We start from the raw sequence: 18,625 nt of genomic DNA on the forward strand, positions 1-18,625 counted from the left end.
CGATGAACCGACCGGTAGTGGTGGGGGTGGACGGATCGCCGGCCAGCCTGGCCGCCACGGAGCAGGCCGCCCACGCGGCGGTGCTGCGTGGCGCGCCCCTGCACCTGGTGCACGGCTACCTGCACCCGCTCGGGTACGGCGTCCCGCTGAACCCGTACGACCTGGGGGTGCCGGCGCCGTCGGAGGAGGCGCAGCGGATGTTGGAGCGGACCGCCGCCGAACTGACCGACAGGTGGTCGGGGCTGACCGTGCAGGCGCGGCAGGTCGCCGGTGGGGCGGGCGCGACGCTGGTCGAGGAGTCCCGCCGGGCCGATCTGGTGGTGGTGGGCAGCCGGGGCCTGGGCGGGTTCGCCGGGTTGCTGCTCGGCTCCGTCGGCGCGCAGGTCGCCGCGCACGCGCACTGCCCGGTGCTGGTGGTGCGCCCGGATACCCCCGCGGGTCGCCCGGACGGGCCGGTGCTGGTGGGCGTGGACGGCTCGCCGGCCGCCGGGGTGGCCGCCGACCAGGCCGCCGCCGAGGCCGTCCGACGGGGGGTCCCGCTGGTGCTGGTGCACGTCGGCCCCACCCCGCCGGAGCGGGACGAGACCGAGGCGGAGCAGGCCGAGGCCGCGTACCGGGCGCACGCCGTGCGGTTGCTCGCCGAGGCGTCCGCCGCCGTGCGTGCCGACCACCCGGACGTGGTGCTGCGGGAGCATCCGGTCCGGGCGGTCGGCGTGGCGCAGGGACTCGTCGAGGCAAGCGCGACGGCGTCGGTGCTGGCCGTCGGCACCCGGGGGCGGGGTGGTTTCACCGGCCTGCTGTTGGGTTCGGTCAGCCAGGCGGTGCTGCAGCACGCCCACTGCCCGGTGCTGGTGGCCCACCCGTACCGGTGAGGGCTCAGCCCTCCCGACCGCCGAGGAGCTGCGCGAAGTCGGTGGTGAGGGCGAACGGGTCGGCCGGCCCGGTGGCCGGTGGACGCCTGTCGACCTGGTCGGCCAACTCCCGGCCGGCACGCTGGATCCGGGACCGCAGCGCCCCCTCGGCGGTGCCACCGGACCAGTCCTCGGGCGCGGCGAACACCGACGTCGGCAGCACCACCGCCCGCAGGTAGCCGAACATCGGCCGGACGGCGTGTTCCAGGGCCAGCGAGTGCCGGGCGGTGCCGCCGGTCGCGCCGATCAGCACCGGCCGGTCGACCAGCGCCTGGGCGTCCACCACGTCGAAGAAGGACTTGAACAGCCCGTTGTACGACGCGTTGAAGATCGGCGTGACCGCGACGATGCCGTCGGCACCGGTGACCGCGTCCAGGGCGGCCCGCAGCTCGGTCGACGGGAAGCCGGTGAGCAGGTTGTTCACCACGTCGTGGGCGTGGTCGCGCAGCTCCACCACCCGCAGCTCCACCTCGTCGCCGCGCCCGACCAGCTCGTCGCGGGCGGCCGCGGCGAGCTGGTCGGCGAGCAGCCGGGTGGACGACGGCTGGCTCAGCCCCGCCGACACCACGGCCAGGGTGCGGCGGGTCATCGCCGACCCTCCGCCCCGGCCCCGGCCAGGTCACCGGCGTCGGCCGTCCCGGTGGCCGCCTTGTCGGCGGCGTCGCGGGCGGCGACCAGCGAGGCGTGGGTGGGCGCGACCGGCACGTGCGCCGGGCGCAGCGCGTCGAACTCCTTGCGCAGCACGGGTACGACCTCCTCGCCGAGCAGGTCGAGCTGCTCCAGCACCGTCTTCAGGGGCAGCCCCGCGTGGTCGAGCAGGAACAGCTGCCGCTGGTAGTCGCCGACGTACTCGCGGAAACCGAGGGTACGGTCGATGACCTGCTGCGGGCTGCCCACGGTCAACGGGGTCTCCCGGGTGAACTCCTCCAGCGACGGCCCGTGCCCGTAGACCGGCGCGTTGTCGAAGTACGGCCGGAACTCGCGGACCGCGTCCTGCGAGTTGCGCCGCATGAACACCTGGCCGCCGAGCCCGACGATGGCCTGCTCGGGCGAGCCGTGGCCGTAGTGGGCGAAGCGCTGCCGGTAGAGGCCGACCATCCGCTGGGTGTGCTCCTTGGGCCAGAAGATGTGGTTGGCGAAGAAGCCGTCACCGTAGTACGCGGCCTGCTCGGCGATCTCGGGGCTGCGGATCGAGCCGTGCCAGACGAACGGCGGCACGCCGTCGAGCGGGCGCGGGGTCGACGTGAACGACTGCAACGGGGTGCGGAACTTGCCCTGCCAGTCGACGACGTCCTCGCGCCACAGCCGGTGCAGCAGCTCGTAGTTCTCCACGGCCAGCCGGATGCCGTTGCGGATGTCCTGCCCGAACCACGGGTAGACCGGCCCGGTGTTGCCGCGCCCCATCATCAGGTCCACCCGGCCGTCGGCCAGGTGCTGGAGCATGGCGTAGTCCTCGGCGATCTTCACCGGGTCGTTGGTGGTGATCAGCGTGGTCGAGGTGGACAGCAGCAGCCGCTCGGTACGGGCGGCGATGTGCCCCAGCATGGTGGTGGGCGAGGAGGGGACGAACGGGCGGTTGTGGTGCTCACCGGTGGCGAAGACGTCGAGACCGACCTCTTCGGCCTTGAGGGCGATGGCCACCATCGCCTTGATCCGCTCGTGCTCGGTCGGCTCCCGTCCGGTGGTCGGGTCGACCGTGACATCGCCGACGGTGAAGACTCCGAACTGCATGACCAGCTCCTCGCGTCTGAGATACCGGGACCGTTCGTGGTACCCGGACGTCGCGCACAACATAGTTGCAGCGTCAACTATTCCGGCGGCGACCACGCGCGGGGTGGCCCCGGTCACCCCACCGGCGGCCGCTCCCCCTCCGGGGGCGTACCCGGGCCGGGCTGGTCCGATGCGCCCGACGGCGGACCGGCGGGAGCCGCCGGAGCGTCACCGGCGGAACCGGTGGCCGGCGGTACGGCGTCGGACGGGCCGCCCGTCGGCGACGGGCCGGCGGGTGGCGTGGGGTGCGACGACGCGACGGGCGGGCCGTACCCGACCGGACCGGGCGGGGGCCAGGACGGGGCCGGGGGTGGCCCGGGTGGGGTCGGCCGGCGGCGGGCCAACTGCACCGCCACCACGACCACCGCGGCCAGCACCAGCATCACCAGCAGCGGAATGACCACGCAGGCCAGCCGACCGACCAGCACTCCGGCGTCGTGTGAGTCCATCCGGGCCACCTCCAGGGTCATGATTGCGCGCGAATGCCAGCGAGCCGGCGGTCCCGTCGACCGGCCGGTCGACGGCCGGGTCAGGTGCGACGTCGGGGTACGTGCCGGCGGTAGGGGCTGACCGTCGGGTCACCGGTGATCCAGAACCGCCAGGGCACGTCGTGGGCGGCGGCCACCCCGACCCGGGGGCCGGCGGAGACCTCGGCCCGGGTGACGGGCCGGGTAGGCGGGCTCAGCAGCAGGGGGTCGCTCCCGTCGAGCACGCAGGTGCCGTTCGCCGACGCGGTGACGCCGAGCGCGACGGCCAGCCGGGCCGGCCCCCGGGCCAGGTCCCGGTCGGCGACGTCGCCCCGACGGGCGCGGGCGGTCGGCAGCCCGTCGACCACCTCACCGGCGCGCACCAGGACGGCCGCCGCCTCCCCGTCCCGGCCGCAGACGATGTTGAGACACCAGTGCATGCCGAACACGAAGTACGTGTACGCGTGCCCGGCCGGCCCGAACATCACAGTGGTCCGGGGGGTGGGGCCCCGGTGGGCGTGCGACGCCGGGTCCTCGCCGGTGCCCGCGTACGCCTCCACCTCGGTCAGCCTGATCCGGACGCCGCCGGCGGCGAGTTCCCAGCCGAGCAGGGTGCGTGCCGTCACGGCGACCTCGGCGGCGGGGGCGTGCAGCCACGGGTAGTCCACCGGTCCAGGAAACGCCACCCGGCGAAGATCGGCAAACCGACGGAAAGCGTTTGAACGTTTCGTTGACAACGTCCCGTTGATAGATTGGGATGGGGTGATGAGCGACGCCTTCACCGCACCCGACGCGAGCCGCGCCCGGGCCGAACGGACCTACGCCGCGCTGTACCGGCTCAGCGAGCGGCACGCCGACACCGACGCCCGACGCCGTCGGCACACCAACCCGCACCTCGCCGACCCCTGGGAAGCGGTCTGCGTGGTCACCGCGCTCGCCGCCGGCGGGATCGTGCCGGACACCGACGAGGAACCTGTCGACGAAGCCGACCTGACGGCCGCGCTGACCCTGGTGCCACACCTGCGGGCCGAACTCGACGTGCTGGAGGCGGGACTGCTGACGACGGCAAGGGCCCGGGGACTGACCTGGCAGGCGATCGGCCACGGCCTCGGCCTGGGCAGCGCGCAGGCCGCCCGGCAGCGCTACGAACGCCTGGTCAGCCGGACCGCCTGACTGCCGACGCGACGCTGTCAACGCCGGCCGCCACCCCGCTACTTGGAGTAGTCCGCTGGCCGCCGCCACCTCTCCCCCTGCGACGCTTTGCTCTGCTGACCTCGACGCGACAGACACCCCGAGTAACGGCTGCCATGCGGAGCTGCCGCCTCACCTCCCGCGAGAACCACAGGTCAAAAGGGTGGTGCGGAAAGGGCAGCAGAGCAAAGGAGGCGAGGACATGAGGGTGCCCCAGGAGCGGACGTCACTGAGCGTAGCCATGCCGCCCTGATTGCCTAACGTGTTCTCCAGCCGTCCGCCAGCGGCGACGCGGCGGCAACGGTCAGGACGGCCGACCAGCCGGAGCAGGTCGGTTCGGGGAGACTGGGCCGACCACCACCGCACCGGGAGGACACCATGACCCGCGAGGAGATGCTGGCGTACTGCCTCGGCAAGCCGGGGGCCTGGCTGGACCGGCCCTGGGAGGGCGACGAGGTGGTGAAGGTGGGCAGCCGGATCTTCGCGTTCCTCGGCGCACCCGACGGCACCGCCAGGGTCGGGGTGAAGTGCGGCCCGAGCCGCGAGGTCGCCGACGAGTGGCTGCACCGGTTCCCCGCCGACGCCCGACCGATGCCGTACGTCGGCCGCTCCGGCTGGAACGCGCTCGACCTGGGCGGTGCCATCCCCGACGACTAACTGGTCGAGGCGGTCGACGGCTCGTACGAGGCGGTGGTGGCGAAGCTGCCCCGCCGCGAACGCCCCGCCTGACCGGCGGCCACCCGCACGACCGGCTGGGACGCGGACCGGCCGGACCGCGCCCGGTCGTCCGCGCGCCCCGGACCACGGGACGACGGACGACCGGCGCAGGTCAGCTCAGCGGGGGACGACCCGCTCGGCGGCCCACTCCCGCCAGCCGGTGAGCTGGTCGGACGCGGCGGCGAGCTGGTCGGCGACAGGGCCGGGGCCGGTGGAGCCGGGGGTGATCCGGGCGGCCAGCGCCGACCGGACCGACAACACGTCACGCACCGACGGGTCGAGGTGCTCGCTGACCGCCACCAGATCGGCGTCGGACACGTCGTCGAGGGCGCAGTCGCGGGCCGCGCAGAGCGCCACCAGCTTGCCGGTGATCTCGTGCGCGTCGCGGAACGGCACGTTGCGCCGCACCAGCCAGTCGGCGACCTCGGTGGCGAGCGAGAAGCCCACCGGCGCGGCGGCGACCAGGCGGTCCACCCGTACCGTCATCGTGGAGATCATCCCGGCCAGCGCCGGCAACAGCAGCTCCAGGGTGTCGACCGCGTCGAACGCGGGCTCCTTGTCCTCCTGCATGTCCCGGTCGTAGGCCAACGGCAGGCCCTTGAGCATCGTCAGCACGCTCATCAGCCCACCGACCAGCCGGCCCGACTTGCCCCGGGCCAGCTCGGCGATGTCCGCGTTCTTCTTCTGCGGCATGATCGACGACCCGGTGGCGAACGCGTCGTCCAGCTCGACCCAACCGAACTCGTGCGACGTCCAGAGCACCACCTCCTCGCCGAGGCGGGACAGGTGCACCCCGACCAGCGCGGTGACGAAGAGGAACTCGGCGACGAAGTCCCGGTCGGCGACCGCGTCCATCGAGTTGGCGAACGACGTCCGGAAGCCCAGCTCCTTGGAGACCGCCACCGGATCCAGCGGCAGGCCCGAGCCGGCCAGCGCCCCCGCACCGAGCGGGCTGACCGCCGTCCGGTGGTCCCAGTCGCGCAGCCGCTCCAGGTCCCGCAGCAGCGGCTGGACGTGCGCCAGCAGCCAGTGCCCGAAGGTGACCGGCTGGGCGTGCTGGAGGTGGGTCATCCCCGGCGCCGCCGTGTCGACGTGCCGTTCCGCCTGCTCCACCAGGGCATCGGCCAGCTCGACCAGCCGGGCGGCCACCCCCCGGGCGTGGTCCCGCAGGTAGAGCCGCAGGTCGGTGGCGACCTGGTCGTTGCGGGACCGGCCGGCGCGCAGCTTGCCACCGAGACTGCCCAGCCGCTCCAGCAGGCCCCGCTCCAACGCGGTGTGCACGTCCTCGTCGTCGATCGTCGGGCGGAACTGCCCGGACGCGCAGGCCGCCTCCAGGTCGTCCAACGCGGCCAGGATCCTCCCCAGCTCGTCGGGGTCGAGCAGCCCCGCGCCGGCCAGCACCCGGGCGTGCGCCCGGGAACCCGCGATGTCGTACGGGGCGAGACGCCAGTCGAACTGGACGCTCACCGACAGCCGCGCCAGGGCCTCGGCGGGGCCACCGGCGAACCGGCCACCCCACAGGCTCGTCCGGTTCGTCGCGGCGCTGTTCTCGGTCAGGCTCTTGTCGTCCACGCCGCTCATTCTGGCAGTGCTCACCTTTCGCTCCCCGACGGTGGGGTACACGCCCCCGGGTGTCGGCTCGTCCGTCGTCTGTGAACCCGTGACCCGGCCGGTCACGGGGTGTTCGTCTCGCCGCCGTCGTCGCGGCGGGCCCACCCGGCGAGCTTCTCGCCGAGCGCGGCCCCACCGTCGGCCTCCCGGGCCACCACGAGGATGGTGTCGTCACCGGCGATGGTGCCGACCACCTCGGCCAGGCCAGCCCGGTCCACCGCGCTGGCCAGGTAGTGCGCCGCGCCCGGCGGGGTGCGCAGCACCGCGATGTTGCCGCTGGAGTCGACCCCGTTGAGCAGTTCCCGCAGCAGCCGGATCAGCCGGGCGGGAGCCGCCTCGGCGTCACGCAGCGGCCGGTGGCCGTCCTCGGGGATCAGGTAACCGGCCCGCCCGTCGCCGCCCCGGGCCTTCACCGCACCCAACTCCTCCAGATCCCGGGAGAGGGTGGCCTGGGTGACCTGCACCCCGTCGGCGGCCAACAGGTCGGCCAGCTCGGTCTGGGAACGGATCGCCCTGGCCCGGATCAACTCGACGATGCGGGCGTGCCGGGCGGCGCGGGTCGGGGCGGTCATGATGAGGAGGCCTCCAGGAGAAAGGTCAGCAGCGCCTTCTGGGCGTGCAGCCGATTCTCCGCCTGGTCGAAGACCACGCTCTGCGGGCCGTCGAGCACCTCGCTGGTGATCTCCTCGTCCCGGTGCGCGGGCAGGCAGTGCAGCACCTTCACGTCCGGCCGGGCGTGGCCGAGCAGCGCCGTGTTGACCTGGTACGGCAGGAACGGGGTGATCCGGTCCAGCCCGTCGTCCTCCTGCCCCATCGAGGTCCAGGTGTCGGTGGCGACCACGTCGGCGTCCCGGACCGCCTCCACCGGGTCGACAAGCGCCCGCACCGACCCGCCGGTGCCGGCGGCGATCTTCCCGGCCCGGTCCAGCACCCCCGGATCGGGCTGGAACCCGGCCGGCCCGGCGACCCGCACGTGCATCCCGGCGGTCGCCCCGGCCAGCAGGTACGAGTGCGACAGGTTGTTCGCCGCGTCCCCCACGTACGCCAGGGTCCGCCCGGCGGTGCCGCCGCAGTGCTCGCGGACGGTGAGCAGGTCGGCCAGGAGCTGGCACGGGTGGTAGCCGTCGGTCAGCGCGTTGACCACCGGCACCGTGGCGTGCTCCGCCACCTCGGCGATCCGGTCGTCGCCGTGGGTACGCAGCACGATGGCCGCGACGTAGCGGGACAGCACCCGGCCGGCGTCGGCCAGCGTCTCGCCCCGCCCGAAGTGGGTGACCTGGGTGTCCACCACCAGCGGATGGCCGCCGAGCTCGGCGATGCCGGCGTCGAACGAGATCCGGGTGCGCAGGCTCTGCTTGTCGAACAGCACCGCCACCGAACGCGGCCCGGCCAGCGGGGTGAACCCGAACCGGTCGGCCTTCATCCGGGCGGCCAGGTCGAGCACGGCCGACTGTTCGGCCGGAGTGAGGTCGTCGTCGGCCAGCAGGTGCCGGATCATGTGCGGGTCTCCGTCGGGGTCGGGGTGGGAGTGGACGGCGGCACGGCGTGGGTCTGCGCCCCCGGCGTGCCGTCGGATGCCGGGGTGTGCGCGTCGAGGGCGGCGGGGAGGGCGGCCAGGAACGCGTCGACCTGCCCGGCGGTGAGGACCAGCGGCGGGGCGAGCCGGATCACGCCCGGCTGGACCGGGTTGACCAGGAACCCCGCCGACCGCAGCGCCTCGGCCACCGGGCCGGCGACCGGCGCGGCGAGCACGATGCCGAGCAGCAACCCGGCTCCGCGTACCTCGGCCACCAGCGGGTGGCCCAGCGCCTCGACGCCCCGGCGCAGCCGTTCACCGGTGCGCTTGACGTGGTCGAGCAGCCCCTCGCTGGCGATCGTGGAGACCACCGCGAGGGCGGCGGCGCAGCTCACCGGGTTGCCGCCGAAGGTGGTGCCGTGCGACCCGGCGCGCAGCAGCTCGGCGGCCCGGCCGAACGCCAGGCAGGCGCCGATCGGCAATCCGCCGCCGAGTCCCTTGGCCAGGGTGACGACGTCCGGCTCGACCCCCTCGGCCTGGTGGGCGAACCAGTACCCGGTGCGCCCGATCCCGGTCTGCACCTCGTCGAGGACCAGCAGGGCCCCGTGCCGGGCGGTGATCCGCCGCGCCTCGGCCAGGTAGCCGGGCGGTGGCACGACCACCCCGTTCTCGCCCTGCACCGGCTCCAGGATCACCATCGCCGTCGCGTCGGTGACGGCCGCCGCCAGCGCCGCCACGTCGCCGTACGGGACGTGGTCGACGTCGCCGGGCAGCGGACGGAACGGGTCGGCCTTCGCCGGCTGGCCGGTCAACGCCAACGCCCCCATGGTGCGGCCGTGGAAACCGCCGACGGTGGCGACGACGTGCGACCGGCCGGTGAGCCGGGACAGCTTGAACGCGGCCTCGTTGACCTCCGCGCCGGAGTTGGCGAAGAACACCCGGCCGGGCCGGCCGGCCAGCGCCAGCAGCAGTTCCGCCAGCGCCACCGGGGGTTCGGCGACGAACAGGTTGGAGACGTGGCCGAGGGTGGCGACCTGTTTGGACACGGCGGCCACCACGGCGGGGTGGGCGTGCCCGAGGGAATTGACCGCGATGCCGCCGAGCAGGTCGACGTACTCCCGGCCGGCCTCGTCGACGACGACCGCGCCCGAGCCGGAGGCCAGCGCCAGCGGCGGGGTGCCGTAGTTGTCCATCATGGACTGCTGCCAGCGTTCCACCAGCGTGCTCATGAACCGACCGTGCCTTCCTGGTTGGTGGACCCGGTCGGGGTGTCGACGACCATCGTGCCGAACCCCTCCGAGGTGAAGACCTCCAGCAGCGTGGAGTGGGCGACCCGGCCGTCGACGACGTGCGCGGCGGGCACTCCCCCGCGCACCGCCCGCAGGCAGGCCTCCATCTTGGGCACCATCCCCGCCTCCAGGGACGGCAACAGCGTCGCCAGCGCCTCCGTGTCGATCTCGCTGACCAGGCTGGCGGTGTCCGGCCAGTCGGCGTACAAACCGGCGACGTCGGTGAGGACGACCAGCTTGCGGGCTTCCAGGGCGATCGCCAGCGCGGCGGCGGCGGTGTCGGCGTTGAGGTTGTGCAGCACCCCGTCGGCGTCCGGCGCGACGGTCGAGATGACCGGGATCCGGCCCGCCGCGATCAGGTCGGTCACCGCCGAGACGTCCACCGACTCCACGTCACCCACCTGACCCACGTCGACCGCCTCGCCGTCGACCCAGGCAGGCCGGCGCACGGCGGTGAACAGGCCGGCGTCCTCGCCGGACAGGCCCACGGCGAACGGACCGTGCGCGTTGATCAGACCGACCAGTTCCCGGCCGACCTGACCCACCAGCACCATCCGGACGACGTCCATCGCCTCCGGCGTGGTGACCCGCAGGCCACCCTTGAACTCGCTGGCGATGCCGAGCCGACCGAGCATCGCCGAGATCTGCGGCCCGCCGCCGTGCACCACGACCGGCTTGAGCCCGGCATAGCGCAGGAAGACCATGTCGGCGGCGAAGGCCCGTTGCAGGGCCGGGTCGACCATCGCGTTGCCGCCGTACTTGACCACGACGGTGGCTCCGGAGAAGCGGGCCAGCCAGGGCAGCGCCTCGATCAGCGTCTCGGCCTTCACCTGGGCCCGGGTGAGATCCGCGGACAGGCTCATGTCGAGTACGCCGAGTTCTCGTGCACGTACGCGTGCGACAGGTCGTTGGTCCAGATCGTGGCCGCCGCCGCGCCGGCGTGCAGGTCGATCCGGATGGTGACGTCCCGCCCGGTCAGGTCGACCTTGGACCGGTCCTCCGCGGCGGCACCACCCCGGCACACCCAGATCCCGTTCACCGCCACGTTCACCGCGTCCGGGTCGAACGCGGCGGCCGTGGTGCCGACGGCGGCCAGGATCCGCCCCCAGTTCGGGTCGTTGCCGAACAACGCCGTCTTGACCAGGTTGTTCCGGGCCACCGAACGGCCCACCTCGACCGCGTCGTCCTCGTCGGCGGCACCGACCACCTCGATGGCGACCTGCTTGGTCGCCCCCTCCGCGTCGGCCACCAACTGCTGCGCCAGGTCGTGACAGGCCGCGGTGACCGCGGCGGTCAACTCCGCCTCGTCGGGCTCCACCCCGGACGCCCCACTGGACAGCAGCAGCACCGTGTCGTTGGTGGACATGCACCCGTCGGAGTCGACCCGGTCGAAGGTGACCCGGGTGGCCGCCCGCAACGCCGCGTCCAGCAGCTCCGGCCCGGCCACCGCGTCGGTGGTCAGCACGCACAACATCGTGGCCATGCCGGGGGCGAGCATGCCCGCGCCCTTCGCCATCCCGCCCACGCTCCACCCGGTGCCCCGGGTGACGGTGGTCTTCGGCACGGTGTCCGTCGTCATGATCGCCTCGGCGGCGGCCGGGCCGCCGTCGCGGGACAGCGCCCGGATCGCGGTACGCACCCCCGGCAGCAGCTTGTCCATCGGCAGCCGCTCGCCGATCAGGCCGGTCGAGCAGACCGCCACGTCACCGGCACCGAGCCGCAGCCGGGGGCTGGACGCGGTGAGCGCCGCGGCGGTGTGCTCGGCGGTGGCGTGGGTGTCCTGGAAACCGGCCGGGCCGGTGCAGGCGTTCGCGCCGCCGGAGTTCAGCACCACCGCGCGGACCACGCCGCCCCGGACGACCTGCTGCGTCCAGCGCACCGGCGCGGCCCTGACCCGGTTGGTGGTGAAGACGCCGGCCACTCCGGCGTCCGGACCGTCGTTGACGACCAGGGCGACGTCGGTGGCCCCGCCGCTCTTCAACCCGGCCGCGACACCGGCCGCACGGAAGCCCCGAGGGGCGGTGACACTCACGGGACAAACCTTTCGTTCGCGACTGCGGGGCTCCGCTGCGCTGCGCTCCTCGCGCTCACGGTGTGACTCCAAAGAGGGGCAGGCCGGTGGTTTCGGGGAAGCCGAGCATCAGGTTGGCGTTCTGCACCGCCTGGCCGGCGGCGCCCTTGCCGAGGTTGTCGATGGCGCTGACCACGATCACCCGGCCGGAGTCGACGTCGACGGTGGCCTGGAGGTGGCACGAGTTCGCCCCGGCGGTCGCGGCGGTGTGCGGCCACGCCCCCTCGGGCAGCAGGTGCACGAACGGCGCGTCGGCGTACGCGTCGGCCAGCACCGCACGCGGGTCGGCATTGCCGGTGGGCACGGCGGTGACGGTGGCGAGGATGCCGCGCGGCATCGGGGCCAGCACCGGGGTCAGCGACAGCCCGGTCGCGCCGGTGGCCTGCTTGATCTCCGGAACGTGCTGGTGGGCACCCACCTTGTAGGGCGACAGGTCCCCCATCACCTCACTGCCGAGCAGGTGCGCCTTGGCGGCCCGACCGGCCCCGGAGGTGCCGGAGGCGGCCACCACGACCACGTCGGCCGGCGCGACCGCACCGGCGGCGATCAGCGGCGCGAGGGCCAGGGTGATGGCGACGGCGTAACAGCCGGTGTTGGCGACCCGGGTCGCCCCGGCGATCGCCGCCCGCTGGCCGGGCAGCTCCGGCAGGCCGTACGTCCACGCCCCGGCGTGCGGGCCACCGTAGTAGCGGGACCAGGCGTCGGCGTCGCGCAGCCGGTGGTCGGCACCGAGGTCGACCACCCGCACCGACTCGGGCAGTTCGGCGGCGAGCGCCGCCGACTCGCCGTGCGGCAGGGCCAGGAAGACCAGGTCCGCGTCGGCCAGCGTCGCCGGATCGGTCGCCGCGAACGTCAGGTCCAACCCCACGAGCTGCGGGTGTACGGCGGTGACCGGCGCACCGGCCTGGCGGTGCGCGGTGGCGGCGACCAGATCGAACTCGGGGTGACCGGCGATCAGGCGCAGCAGCTCGCCCCCGGCGTAGCCGCTCGCTCCGGCGACCGCAACTCGGATACCCATTCCAACCTCCGCATGACTATGCACAGAAGGCTAGCGACCCACCAACCTTCTGTGCAAGTTAATACAGCCTACTGCATGGACATGAAGAAGTGACCTGGACCACTCAAGCGCATTGACAGCCATGAGGGTATTGGCCATCCTGAGAGAGCGCTCTCTAGCCGCCCATCAGCCACAATCCACCCGCCTGCCGCTTGCGGCCCGGCCGAAGGAGCCGTCCTTGCGTACCCCGAGAAGCTGGGCCACCGCCCTCGCCGCGATCGCGATCGCCGGCGCCACCACCCTCGGCCTCACCACCGCGCCCACCCGCGCCGTCGGCCCGTCCCCGCTCCCGCTGACGGTCACCAACAGCACCGGCCGGGCGGAGGCCGTCCACCTCTACCTCCTCGGCGTCGACCTCGCCTCCGGCCGGCTGGGCTACGTGACCGCCGGGGGCGTCTTCACCCCCTGGCCGGCCGGCGGCCAGCCACCCACCCCCGCCCCCGACGTATCGATCGCCGGACCCGCCAACGGCGGCTCCGTCACGCTACGGGTTCCCCGTGGCCTCTCCGGCCGGGTCTACTTCTCCTTCGGCCAGAAGCTGCGCTTCTCACTGACCCCGGACGGCCTGGTCCAGCCGGCCCCCTGGGCCGCCGGCGACCCCAACCGCGACATCCTGTTCGACTGGTCCGAGTTCACCTACAACGACGCCGGGCTCTGGCTCAACAGCACCCAGGTCGACATGTTCGCCGTCCCGCACGCGGTCAGCGTCACCGGCGCGAGCGGCACCAGCCGGCGGGCCGGCCAACTCGTCAACGGCGGCCGGCAGGCCGTCATCGACGCCGTCCGCGCACAGCCCGGCTGGGCGGACACCGTGCAGACCCGGTCCGACGGCACGGTGCTGCGGGTACTCTCCCCCGGCAAGGCCGTCGACGCCGGCCGGTTCGCCCCCGGATACCTCGACCCGTACATCGACGCGGCCTGGCGCTCCTACACCACCCGAACGCTGACCGTGACCCCGTTCACCGACCGGCCCGACGTGCGCTACCTCGGGCGTACCGCCGGCACCACGATGACGTTCACCGACCCGGCCGGCCGACAGGTCGCCACCTTCACCAGGCCCACCAGCTCCGACGTGTGGGACTGCGACGGGGCCCTCGCCGCCCCCAACGACCAAGTGGTCGGACCGATCGCCCGGACGCTCTGCGCCGCCCTGCACCGCGCCACCCTCGACACCATCACCACGCAACCCGGCGGCGGCCCGGCCGACTTCTACCGGGGCACGCTGACCAACCACTACTCCCGGATCATCCACCAGCACATGGTCGACGGCCGGGCGTACGGCTTCGCCTTCGACGACGTGCTCGCCCAGGAGTCCCTGGTGCACGACGGCGACCCGCGCGCCGCCGGCCTCACCCTCACCCCGTTCACCGGCACGACCACCCCGACGCCCACCGCCGGCCCGACCCGCACCCCCAGCCCGACCCCGTCCACCGGCCAGCCGTGGAACGCGACCCGCCACCTCCAGGCCGACGGCACCCTGGCCGGCACCACCGGACCCGCCGGCACGGTCAGCCTGGCGGCGGCGAACGGCAACCACGACGGCACCCCCACCAACGCCCGGGTATTCATCGCCCGTGGGCTCACCGGCACCTGGACCGGCGCAGCCACCACCTTCGACCTGGCCGTCGACGCCGGCACCGCCGTCGGCGACGGCGTCCAGGCCCGGGTGTCGTACGACCTCACCGGCGACGGCACCGCCGACCGGGTCGAGACGTACGCCTACTTCGCCACCGACCCGGTGCCCGGCGTCGAGCGCTACCGGCAGACCCAGGGGCTGCGCTCGGCCACCGGCACCCTCGGCAACCTGCGCGGCGGGACGGTGACCGTGCAGGTCTGGAACGCCATCGGCGGCACCCCGACCACCCTCGGCGTCGGCGACGCCTCCCGCGTCGTACTGCCCTTCACCGGCTGACCGTGCGGCGTCTTCCGGAGGCCGGGCCGCCTCCGGAAGACGCCCGCGCTCAGCCGGTCCGCTGAACGAGCCCGTGTTCGCGCTCGTACGTCCGCAACGCGACGTCCCATGCCTCGGTGTACTCCGACGGGCCCAGGTTGAGGTCGTGGTGGCCCCGGACCGCCTCCCGGAGCAGGGTCACCAGTTCCGGCACCGTCGCCCGGCGCTCGTCGACGTAACGGCGGAACACCTCGGCGAACTGCTCGCCGGTCAGCCGTGCCGCGTGCATCGTCACCGGATCGGCCTCCAGCGCCTGGAGCACCGCGCACCACCGACGGGTCAGGTCATCGACGTGCCGGGCCCGGATCTTCTGCAACTCGTGCTCGCACTCCAGCCTGATCCGTTCCTCCCAGTACGGCCGCAGCCGGTCGCGTACCCGCTCGTCGGGGCTGACCCGGACGTGGGCGGTGAACTGCGGCAACGACTCGTTCGCCGGCCACCGCTGCCCGGCGAGCCGGTCGTTGAGCACCCGCTCCAGTTCGTGCGAGCGATGCGGCTCGAACTCCCGCGACACGTCGACGATCCGCTCCCGGACGATCCCGCCGGCCCAGTCGAGGTACCGCTCGGCGCGGTACTTCAGCTCCTCGAACGTCATCCGCCGGCCGGTCCAGACATACACGGGGTACACCCGGAAGTCGAAGGCATCCCCCTTCGCCGGCACCAGCAACGGGTGCGGGGCGTCCTGCCGGAACGACACCGTGACCGGCGCCGGTGCCGGCAGTGGTGGCGGCGTCGGCACCGGAGGCACCGGCGTGCCGAACAGACCCTGCCACCAGTGGCGGCGCTGCGGCACCGGCACCTGGGTGCCGGTGGTGGTGCTGGGGTACACGTTCATCCGTGGTCCTCGTCGGTGAGTCGGCGTACGTCGTCGAGCAGGGTGTTGCGGGGCATCAGGGGTTTCCAGACATGGCGCAGCTGGTGGTCCAGTCGGTGCCGCAGCGGCGCCCGACCCGCCACCACCAACCCGAGCAGCTCCAGGCAGTGGGCGGCGACCTCGGGATGGCCGTCGGCCCGGTTCAGCCAGAAGCCGAGCGTGCGCCACGAGCGGTAGGCGGTCGTGGGGAGGCTGAGCGCATTGGCCCAGCAGTCGGCCAGGTCGGTCATCGACACGGTCCCGACCCGGGCCAGATCGAGCAGTTCCGGCCAGTGCTCCCGGGGTGCGGGTGCCCACCGGTCGGCGAGCTGGCGCAACGCCCGTCCGGCGTGCAGCCACACCTCCGGATCCTCCGCGCGGGTCCACTCCGCGAGAGCCGGCAGCACGGTCGCCTGGTGACCGGCGGTGTGCACCTCCACCAGGCCGCGCACCACCGAGTGGTGCCACCGTTGCTTTTGCGCCTGGGCGATCTGCCGCAGATGCAGCAGGGCGGTGTCCGGCCAGATCCGGGCCAGCCCCAACGCGTAGGCGCGGGCCACCGTGTCACGCAGGTGGGCCGGTCCGCTCGACGCCCACCGGTCCAACTCCGTGCGCACCCGTTGCCGCAGCTCCGGCTGCATGGCCATGGCGACCAGCGCGATGGCGGCGGCCTGCCGGACGCCGGCACGGCGCTCCCGGGCCAGCCGGTCCACCGTCTCCAAGGCGACCCGCACCCCGTGCCGGGCCGACCAGCCGACCGCTCCCGCGGCAGCCTCCCGGACACCCGGATTGCCCGTGCGCACCAGGGTGGCGAGCCACCCGAGCAGGTGCTCCGGCAGCCACCAGTCCGACCAGGCGACCTCCAGCAGGCTGGTCCGCAGCTGGTCGTTGCCGGGCGAGAACTCGATCCGCCGCCCGCCGTGGAGCCGGTCGTCGTCGACCAGCACGACGGCCTGCCGCAGCACCGGGCCGAGCAGCAGGTCCACCACCCCGCCCAGGAACCCCACGGGGGCCGGGGACGTCGCACCGTCGTCGCCCGGCACCGGCGCGGCGAGCAGCCGTCCGGCCGCCGCCTGGACCTCGACCACGGACTGCCCGGCCAGGACCGCGCACGACAACCGGAACGCCCGCCGCTGGTCGACGTCCCACCGGGACGCCCCCTCGACGCCGTCGTCCTCGACGGCGAGCACCCGCCTGGCCCGTTCCCGCAACTGCCGGGGGAGCAGCCGTTCCAGCCGCTCGGTCAGGTCGCCGCCGCGCGGCGGGGCCTGGGCGATCAGTTCCGCCAGCCGGACGACCTCAGCGGCGCGCGGGCCGCCGGCCAGGTGGGCCGCGAGCAGCGGATGCGGGACGCACTCCTCCTCGACGTACACGTCGACGCAGTCGCCGGTGCAGCCGTCGACGCACCACCCGACGCACTGCCCCCGCAACAGCCGGCGGAGTTGGGCCCGGAACACCTCCACCGGAGCCGCCGGGCGGTGGGGCACCAGGTGCCCGGCGAACTCCTGTTCCCGGCGCTCGAAGTCACCGACCAGCACCAGGCTGCTTCCGGTGGCTTCCAGCCTCGCCGACAGGCCCACCAGGGTCATGCCGTCCAGGTCCCGGACCGCCTCCTCGCCGAGCGCCAGCGTGTAGCCGTGGCCGGGCCGCACCGGCGCGTCGGCACCCAACAGGTCCGACAGGTGCTCCGCGTCGAGCACGCCCACCCGGTCGTAGCCGTAACGGCGGGCCGAGGCCAGACAGGCTGCGGTGTGCCGGCCCGTACCGTCGGCACCGGTCAGGCAGACCAGGTGACGGAGCTTGAGCTGCCGGTCGAGCCGCTGGTCGCTCGGCGCGGGGGCGTAGCCGTCGGCCAGCTGACGGACCCAGGTACCGCTGAGCGTCTCCGACCAGGTCCGGCCACCGGTCCCCACGGTCGCCGTGGTGATGTTCACGGTGCCGATCGCCGTCGCCCCCGGGCCGGTCGCGTTCTGACCCCGGACCCGTACGTCACCGACCCCGATGCCCGCCGGGACACCGAGCAGCGCGGTGAGGCGGGCCAGGACGGCCGCCGGGTCCGGTGCCTCCTCCGGCTCGTCCACCGGCTCGTCCTCGGGGTGCGGCCCCACCGGGGACGCGTCCGTCGCCGCGGACCACTCGGCCACGTTCTCGTCCGACCACCGTTCCTCGTCTCCGGGAAGGTCCGCCGCCGTGTCGATCGGGCGCGTCTGGTCGCGGCCGTCCGGGTCCGGCGGTTCCCACGAATCCGACGCCCCGGTCACCGGCCGCCGCCCTCGCCGCCGAACACGGCATCGCGTCCGACCGACCCGATGGCCGTGGCGTTCGGGCCGATCGCGTTCTGTCCGCGTACCCGGATGTCGCCGGTGCGGATGCCGGGCCCGGCCGCGCCGGCTCCGGTGTCCGGCCGGGCCGCGCCCGCCCCGGTGTCCGGCCCGGCCGGCGGCGCTCCCCCGGTGGAGGACGACGGCTCCTGCGGCGACGGCCACGACGACATGTCCTCGTCGACCACGTAGAGCCAGGCCGGCTCCCGGAACTCCTTCTCCGGGTGCTCGACCTCGATCCGGCGGAACCGTTCCGGCCGCATCTCCTCCGGGTACTCGCAGACCACGTCGCGGTACATCTCCGTCGAGACCACCAGCGCCACACCAGCGTCGGGGAACGCGGCCAGCGCCTGGCGCACCGGCTTGGCGTCGCAGAGCCGGCAGACGTGCACGACGGCGTGGCCGGGGAAGCCGTTCGCGCCGTCCAGGTGCACCAGCCCCTGGTGTACGGCCACCCGCAGCCGGATCTGCGCGGCGGGCGTCCGGCTGCTGTTGAACGCGCGTAGCCGCCGGTTCAGCTCCGGCACGAACCGGCCGATGACCCGGGACTCCGGCACGTCGCGGGGCAGGATCGCCAGCTCGCCGTCCCCGGCCTGTTGGGTGGCCCAGGTGACCCGGTCCAGACCGACGTCGGTCGCCGCCGCCTGCAGGAGCGTGTGGAAGTTCTGCTGTGCCTCGTACTGCTGAAGATTGCTGCGCCGGCTGTACCGTTCCATGTCCACAGAGATCAGCAGACGCCGTTCGGGATGTCGCATGGGCACACCCTTCGTCGTCAGCCCGCTCGGCGAGCGGGCACCACCGTGCCCATGGAAACCGCCCCGCAGGGCGCAGACCCCCTAGAAGTACGGCATCGCCGGGACTGTCGGTATCCGGTCATCCCATCGTGGACAGATGTCGTGC

At 73.8% G+C, this 18,625-nt stretch carries 18 protein-coding genes; 4 read left to right on the forward strand and 14 right to left on the reverse strand.

Going from position 1 to position 18,625, the window contains the following annotated elements; translation table 11 throughout:
- Positions 1-2: 2 nt before the first annotated feature.
- The gene (locus tag ACN265_RS20065; protein WP_421408943.1) at positions 3-872 is read left to right on the forward strand and encodes a universal stress protein; all 870 of its coding nucleotides are present in this window, start codon (positions 3-5) and stop codon (positions 870-872) included.
- Between the two features lie 4 nt (positions 873-876).
- Here the strand turns inward: ACN265_RS20065 and ACN265_RS20070 are convergent, their stop codons facing one another.
- From ACN265_RS20070 to ACN265_RS20085, 4 genes are all read right to left on the reverse strand, one after another.
- On the reverse strand, positions 877-1,500 hold the full coding sequence (locus ACN265_RS20070; RefSeq protein WP_363657730.1) for an FMN reductase: 624 nt from the start codon (positions 1,498-1,500) through the stop codon (positions 877-879).
- A complete protein-coding gene (locus tag ACN265_RS20075) occupies positions 1,497-2,642 on the reverse strand; it encodes an LLM class flavin-dependent oxidoreductase (protein WP_420117620.1) in 1,146 nt (381 codons plus the stop codon). The genes ACN265_RS20070 and ACN265_RS20075 overlap by 4 nt, the downstream gene beginning before the upstream one ends.
- Positions 2,643-2,755: 113 nt before the next feature.
- The gene (locus ACN265_RS20080; protein ID WP_421408944.1) at positions 2,756-3,130 is read right to left on the reverse strand and encodes a hypothetical protein; all 375 of its coding nucleotides are present in this window, start codon (positions 3,128-3,130) and stop codon (positions 2,756-2,758) included.
- A gap of 80 nt (positions 3,131-3,210) precedes the next feature.
- The gene (locus tag ACN265_RS20085; protein WP_421411543.1) at positions 3,211-3,816 is read right to left on the reverse strand and encodes a DNA-3-methyladenine glycosylase; all 606 of its coding nucleotides are present in this window, start codon (positions 3,814-3,816) and stop codon (positions 3,211-3,213) included.
- A gap of 97 nt (positions 3,817-3,913) precedes the next feature.
- Here ACN265_RS20085 and ACN265_RS20090 point away from each other — a divergent pair, with 97 nt between their 5' ends.
- Both ACN265_RS20090 and ACN265_RS20095 read left to right on the forward strand, forming a co-directional pair.
- The gene (locus ACN265_RS20090) at positions 3,914-4,321 is read left to right on the forward strand and encodes a DNA-binding protein (protein ID WP_421408945.1); all 408 of its coding nucleotides are present in this window, start codon (positions 3,914-3,916) and stop codon (positions 4,319-4,321) included.
- A 396-nt stretch (positions 4,322-4,717) separates the two neighbouring features.
- Complete coding sequence (locus ACN265_RS20095; protein WP_421408946.1) at positions 4,718-4,996, forward strand: MmcQ/YjbR family DNA-binding protein; 279 nt, start codon at positions 4,718-4,720, stop codon at positions 4,994-4,996.
- Between the two features lie 177 nt (positions 4,997-5,173).
- Here ACN265_RS20095 and argH read toward each other — a convergent pair whose 3' ends face one another.
- The 7 genes from argH to argC all read right to left on the reverse strand — a co-directional run bounded on the left by argH (position 5,174) and on the right by argC (position 12,561).
- Positions 5,174-6,637: an argininosuccinate lyase gene (gene argH, locus ACN265_RS20100; protein ID WP_204927710.1), complete on the reverse strand. Its 1,464-nt coding sequence runs from the start codon at positions 6,635-6,637 to the stop codon at positions 5,174-5,176.
- A gap of 92 nt (positions 6,638-6,729) precedes the next feature.
- Positions 6,730-7,239: an arginine repressor gene (locus tag ACN265_RS20105; protein WP_204927557.1), complete on the reverse strand. Its 510-nt coding sequence runs from the start codon at positions 7,237-7,239 to the stop codon at positions 6,730-6,732.
- On the reverse strand, positions 7,236-8,165 hold the full coding sequence (gene argF, locus ACN265_RS20110) for an ornithine carbamoyltransferase (protein WP_204927558.1): 930 nt from the start codon (positions 8,163-8,165) through the stop codon (positions 7,236-7,238). Before argF ends, ACN265_RS20105 begins: the two co-directional genes overlap by 4 nt.
- The gene (locus ACN265_RS20115) at positions 8,162-9,412 is read right to left on the reverse strand and encodes an acetylornithine transaminase (protein ID WP_421408947.1); all 1,251 of its coding nucleotides are present in this window, start codon (positions 9,410-9,412) and stop codon (positions 8,162-8,164) included. Before ACN265_RS20115 ends, argF begins: the two co-directional genes overlap by 4 nt.
- Positions 9,409-10,335, reverse strand: a complete 927-nt coding sequence (gene argB, locus ACN265_RS20120) for an acetylglutamate kinase (RefSeq protein ID WP_357930612.1) — start codon at positions 10,333-10,335, stop codon at positions 9,409-9,411. Before argB ends, ACN265_RS20115 begins: the two co-directional genes overlap by 4 nt.
- On the reverse strand, positions 10,332-11,504 hold the full coding sequence (gene argJ / locus ACN265_RS20125; RefSeq protein WP_421408948.1) for a bifunctional glutamate N-acetyltransferase/amino-acid acetyltransferase ArgJ: 1,173 nt from the start codon (positions 11,502-11,504) through the stop codon (positions 10,332-10,334). Before argJ ends, argB begins: the two co-directional genes overlap by 4 nt.
- Positions 11,505-11,559: 55 nt before the next feature.
- On the reverse strand, positions 11,560-12,561 hold the full coding sequence (gene argC, locus ACN265_RS20130) for an N-acetyl-gamma-glutamyl-phosphate reductase (RefSeq protein WP_421408949.1): 1,002 nt from the start codon (positions 12,559-12,561) through the stop codon (positions 11,560-11,562).
- A 217-nt stretch (positions 12,562-12,778) separates the two neighbouring features.
- On the opposite strand from argC, the gene ACN265_RS20135 reads away from it, so the two are divergent.
- The gene (locus tag ACN265_RS20135; RefSeq protein ID WP_421408950.1) at positions 12,779-14,512 is read left to right on the forward strand and encodes a beta-1,3-glucanase family protein; all 1,734 of its coding nucleotides are present in this window, start codon (positions 12,779-12,781) and stop codon (positions 14,510-14,512) included.
- 49 nt (positions 14,513-14,561) lie between these two features.
- Here ACN265_RS20135 and ACN265_RS20140 read toward each other — a convergent pair whose 3' ends face one another.
- The 3 genes from ACN265_RS20140 to ACN265_RS20150 are packed head-to-tail and all read right to left on the reverse strand — an operon-like array spanning position 14,562 to position 18,480.
- Positions 14,562-15,386, reverse strand: coding sequence for a hypothetical protein (locus ACN265_RS20140; RefSeq protein WP_421408951.1), 825 nt, complete (start codon positions 15,384-15,386; stop codon positions 14,562-14,564).
- On the reverse strand, positions 15,383-17,665 hold the full coding sequence (locus ACN265_RS20145) for a hypothetical protein (protein ID WP_421408952.1): 2,283 nt from the start codon (positions 17,663-17,665) through the stop codon (positions 15,383-15,385). Before ACN265_RS20145 ends, ACN265_RS20140 begins: the two co-directional genes overlap by 4 nt.
- Entirely contained in the window at positions 17,662-18,480 is an 819-nt protein-coding gene (locus tag ACN265_RS20150; protein ID WP_421408953.1) for a hypothetical protein, read from the reverse strand. The genes ACN265_RS20145 and ACN265_RS20150 overlap by 4 nt, the downstream gene beginning before the upstream one ends.
- Between the last annotated feature and the right edge of the window lie 145 nt (positions 18,481-18,625).

Origin of the sequence: Micromonospora sp. WMMD730 (genome assembly GCF_049178955.1) — a bacterium.
Taxonomy (GTDB): Bacteria; Actinomycetota; Actinomycetes; order Mycobacteriales; family Micromonosporaceae; genus Micromonospora; species Micromonospora wenchangensis.

Coding starts and splice junctions, on each gene's coding strand:
- ACN265_RS20115 (WP_421408947.1), bottom strand. CDS start 9,412: ATGAGCACGCTGGTGGAACGCTGGCAGCAGTCCATGATGGACAACTAC.
- argF (WP_204927558.1), bottom strand. CDS start 8,165: ATGATCCGGCACCTGCTGGCCGACGACGACCTCACTCCGGCCGAACAG.
- argC (WP_421408949.1), bottom strand. CDS start 12,561: ATGGGTATCCGAGTTGCGGTCGCCGGAGCGAGCGGCTACGCCGGGGGC.
- ACN265_RS20140 (WP_421408951.1), bottom strand. CDS start 15,386: ATGAACGTGTACCCCAGCACCACCACCGGCACCCAGGTGCCGGTGCCG.
- ACN265_RS20075 (WP_420117620.1), bottom strand. CDS start 2,642: ATGCAGTTCGGAGTCTTCACCGTCGGCGATGTCACGGTCGACCCGACC.
- ACN265_RS20090 (WP_421408945.1), top strand. CDS start 3,914: ATGAGCGACGCCTTCACCGCACCCGACGCGAGCCGCGCCCGGGCCGAA.
- argH (WP_204927710.1), bottom strand. CDS start 6,637: ATGAGCGGCGTGGACGACAAGAGCCTGACCGAGAACAGCGCCGCGACG.
- ACN265_RS20065 (WP_421408943.1), top strand. CDS start 3: ATGAACCGACCGGTAGTGGTGGGGGTGGACGGATCGCCGGCCAGCCTG.
- argB (WP_357930612.1), bottom strand. CDS start 10,335: ATGAGCCTGTCCGCGGATCTCACCCGGGCCCAGGTGAAGGCCGAGACG.
- ACN265_RS20070 (WP_363657730.1), bottom strand. CDS start 1,500: ATGACCCGCCGCACCCTGGCCGTGGTGTCGGCGGGGCTGAGCCAGCCG.
- ACN265_RS20150 (WP_421408953.1), bottom strand. CDS start 18,480: ATGCGACATCCCGAACGGCGTCTGCTGATCTCTGTGGACATGGAACGG.
- ACN265_RS20080 (WP_421408944.1), bottom strand. CDS start 3,130: ATGGACTCACACGACGCCGGAGTGCTGGTCGGTCGGCTGGCCTGCGTG.
- ACN265_RS20105 (WP_204927557.1), bottom strand. CDS start 7,239: ATGACCGCCCCGACCCGCGCCGCCCGGCACGCCCGCATCGTCGAGTTG.
- ACN265_RS20095 (WP_421408946.1), top strand. CDS start 4,718: ATGACCCGCGAGGAGATGCTGGCGTACTGCCTCGGCAAGCCGGGGGCC.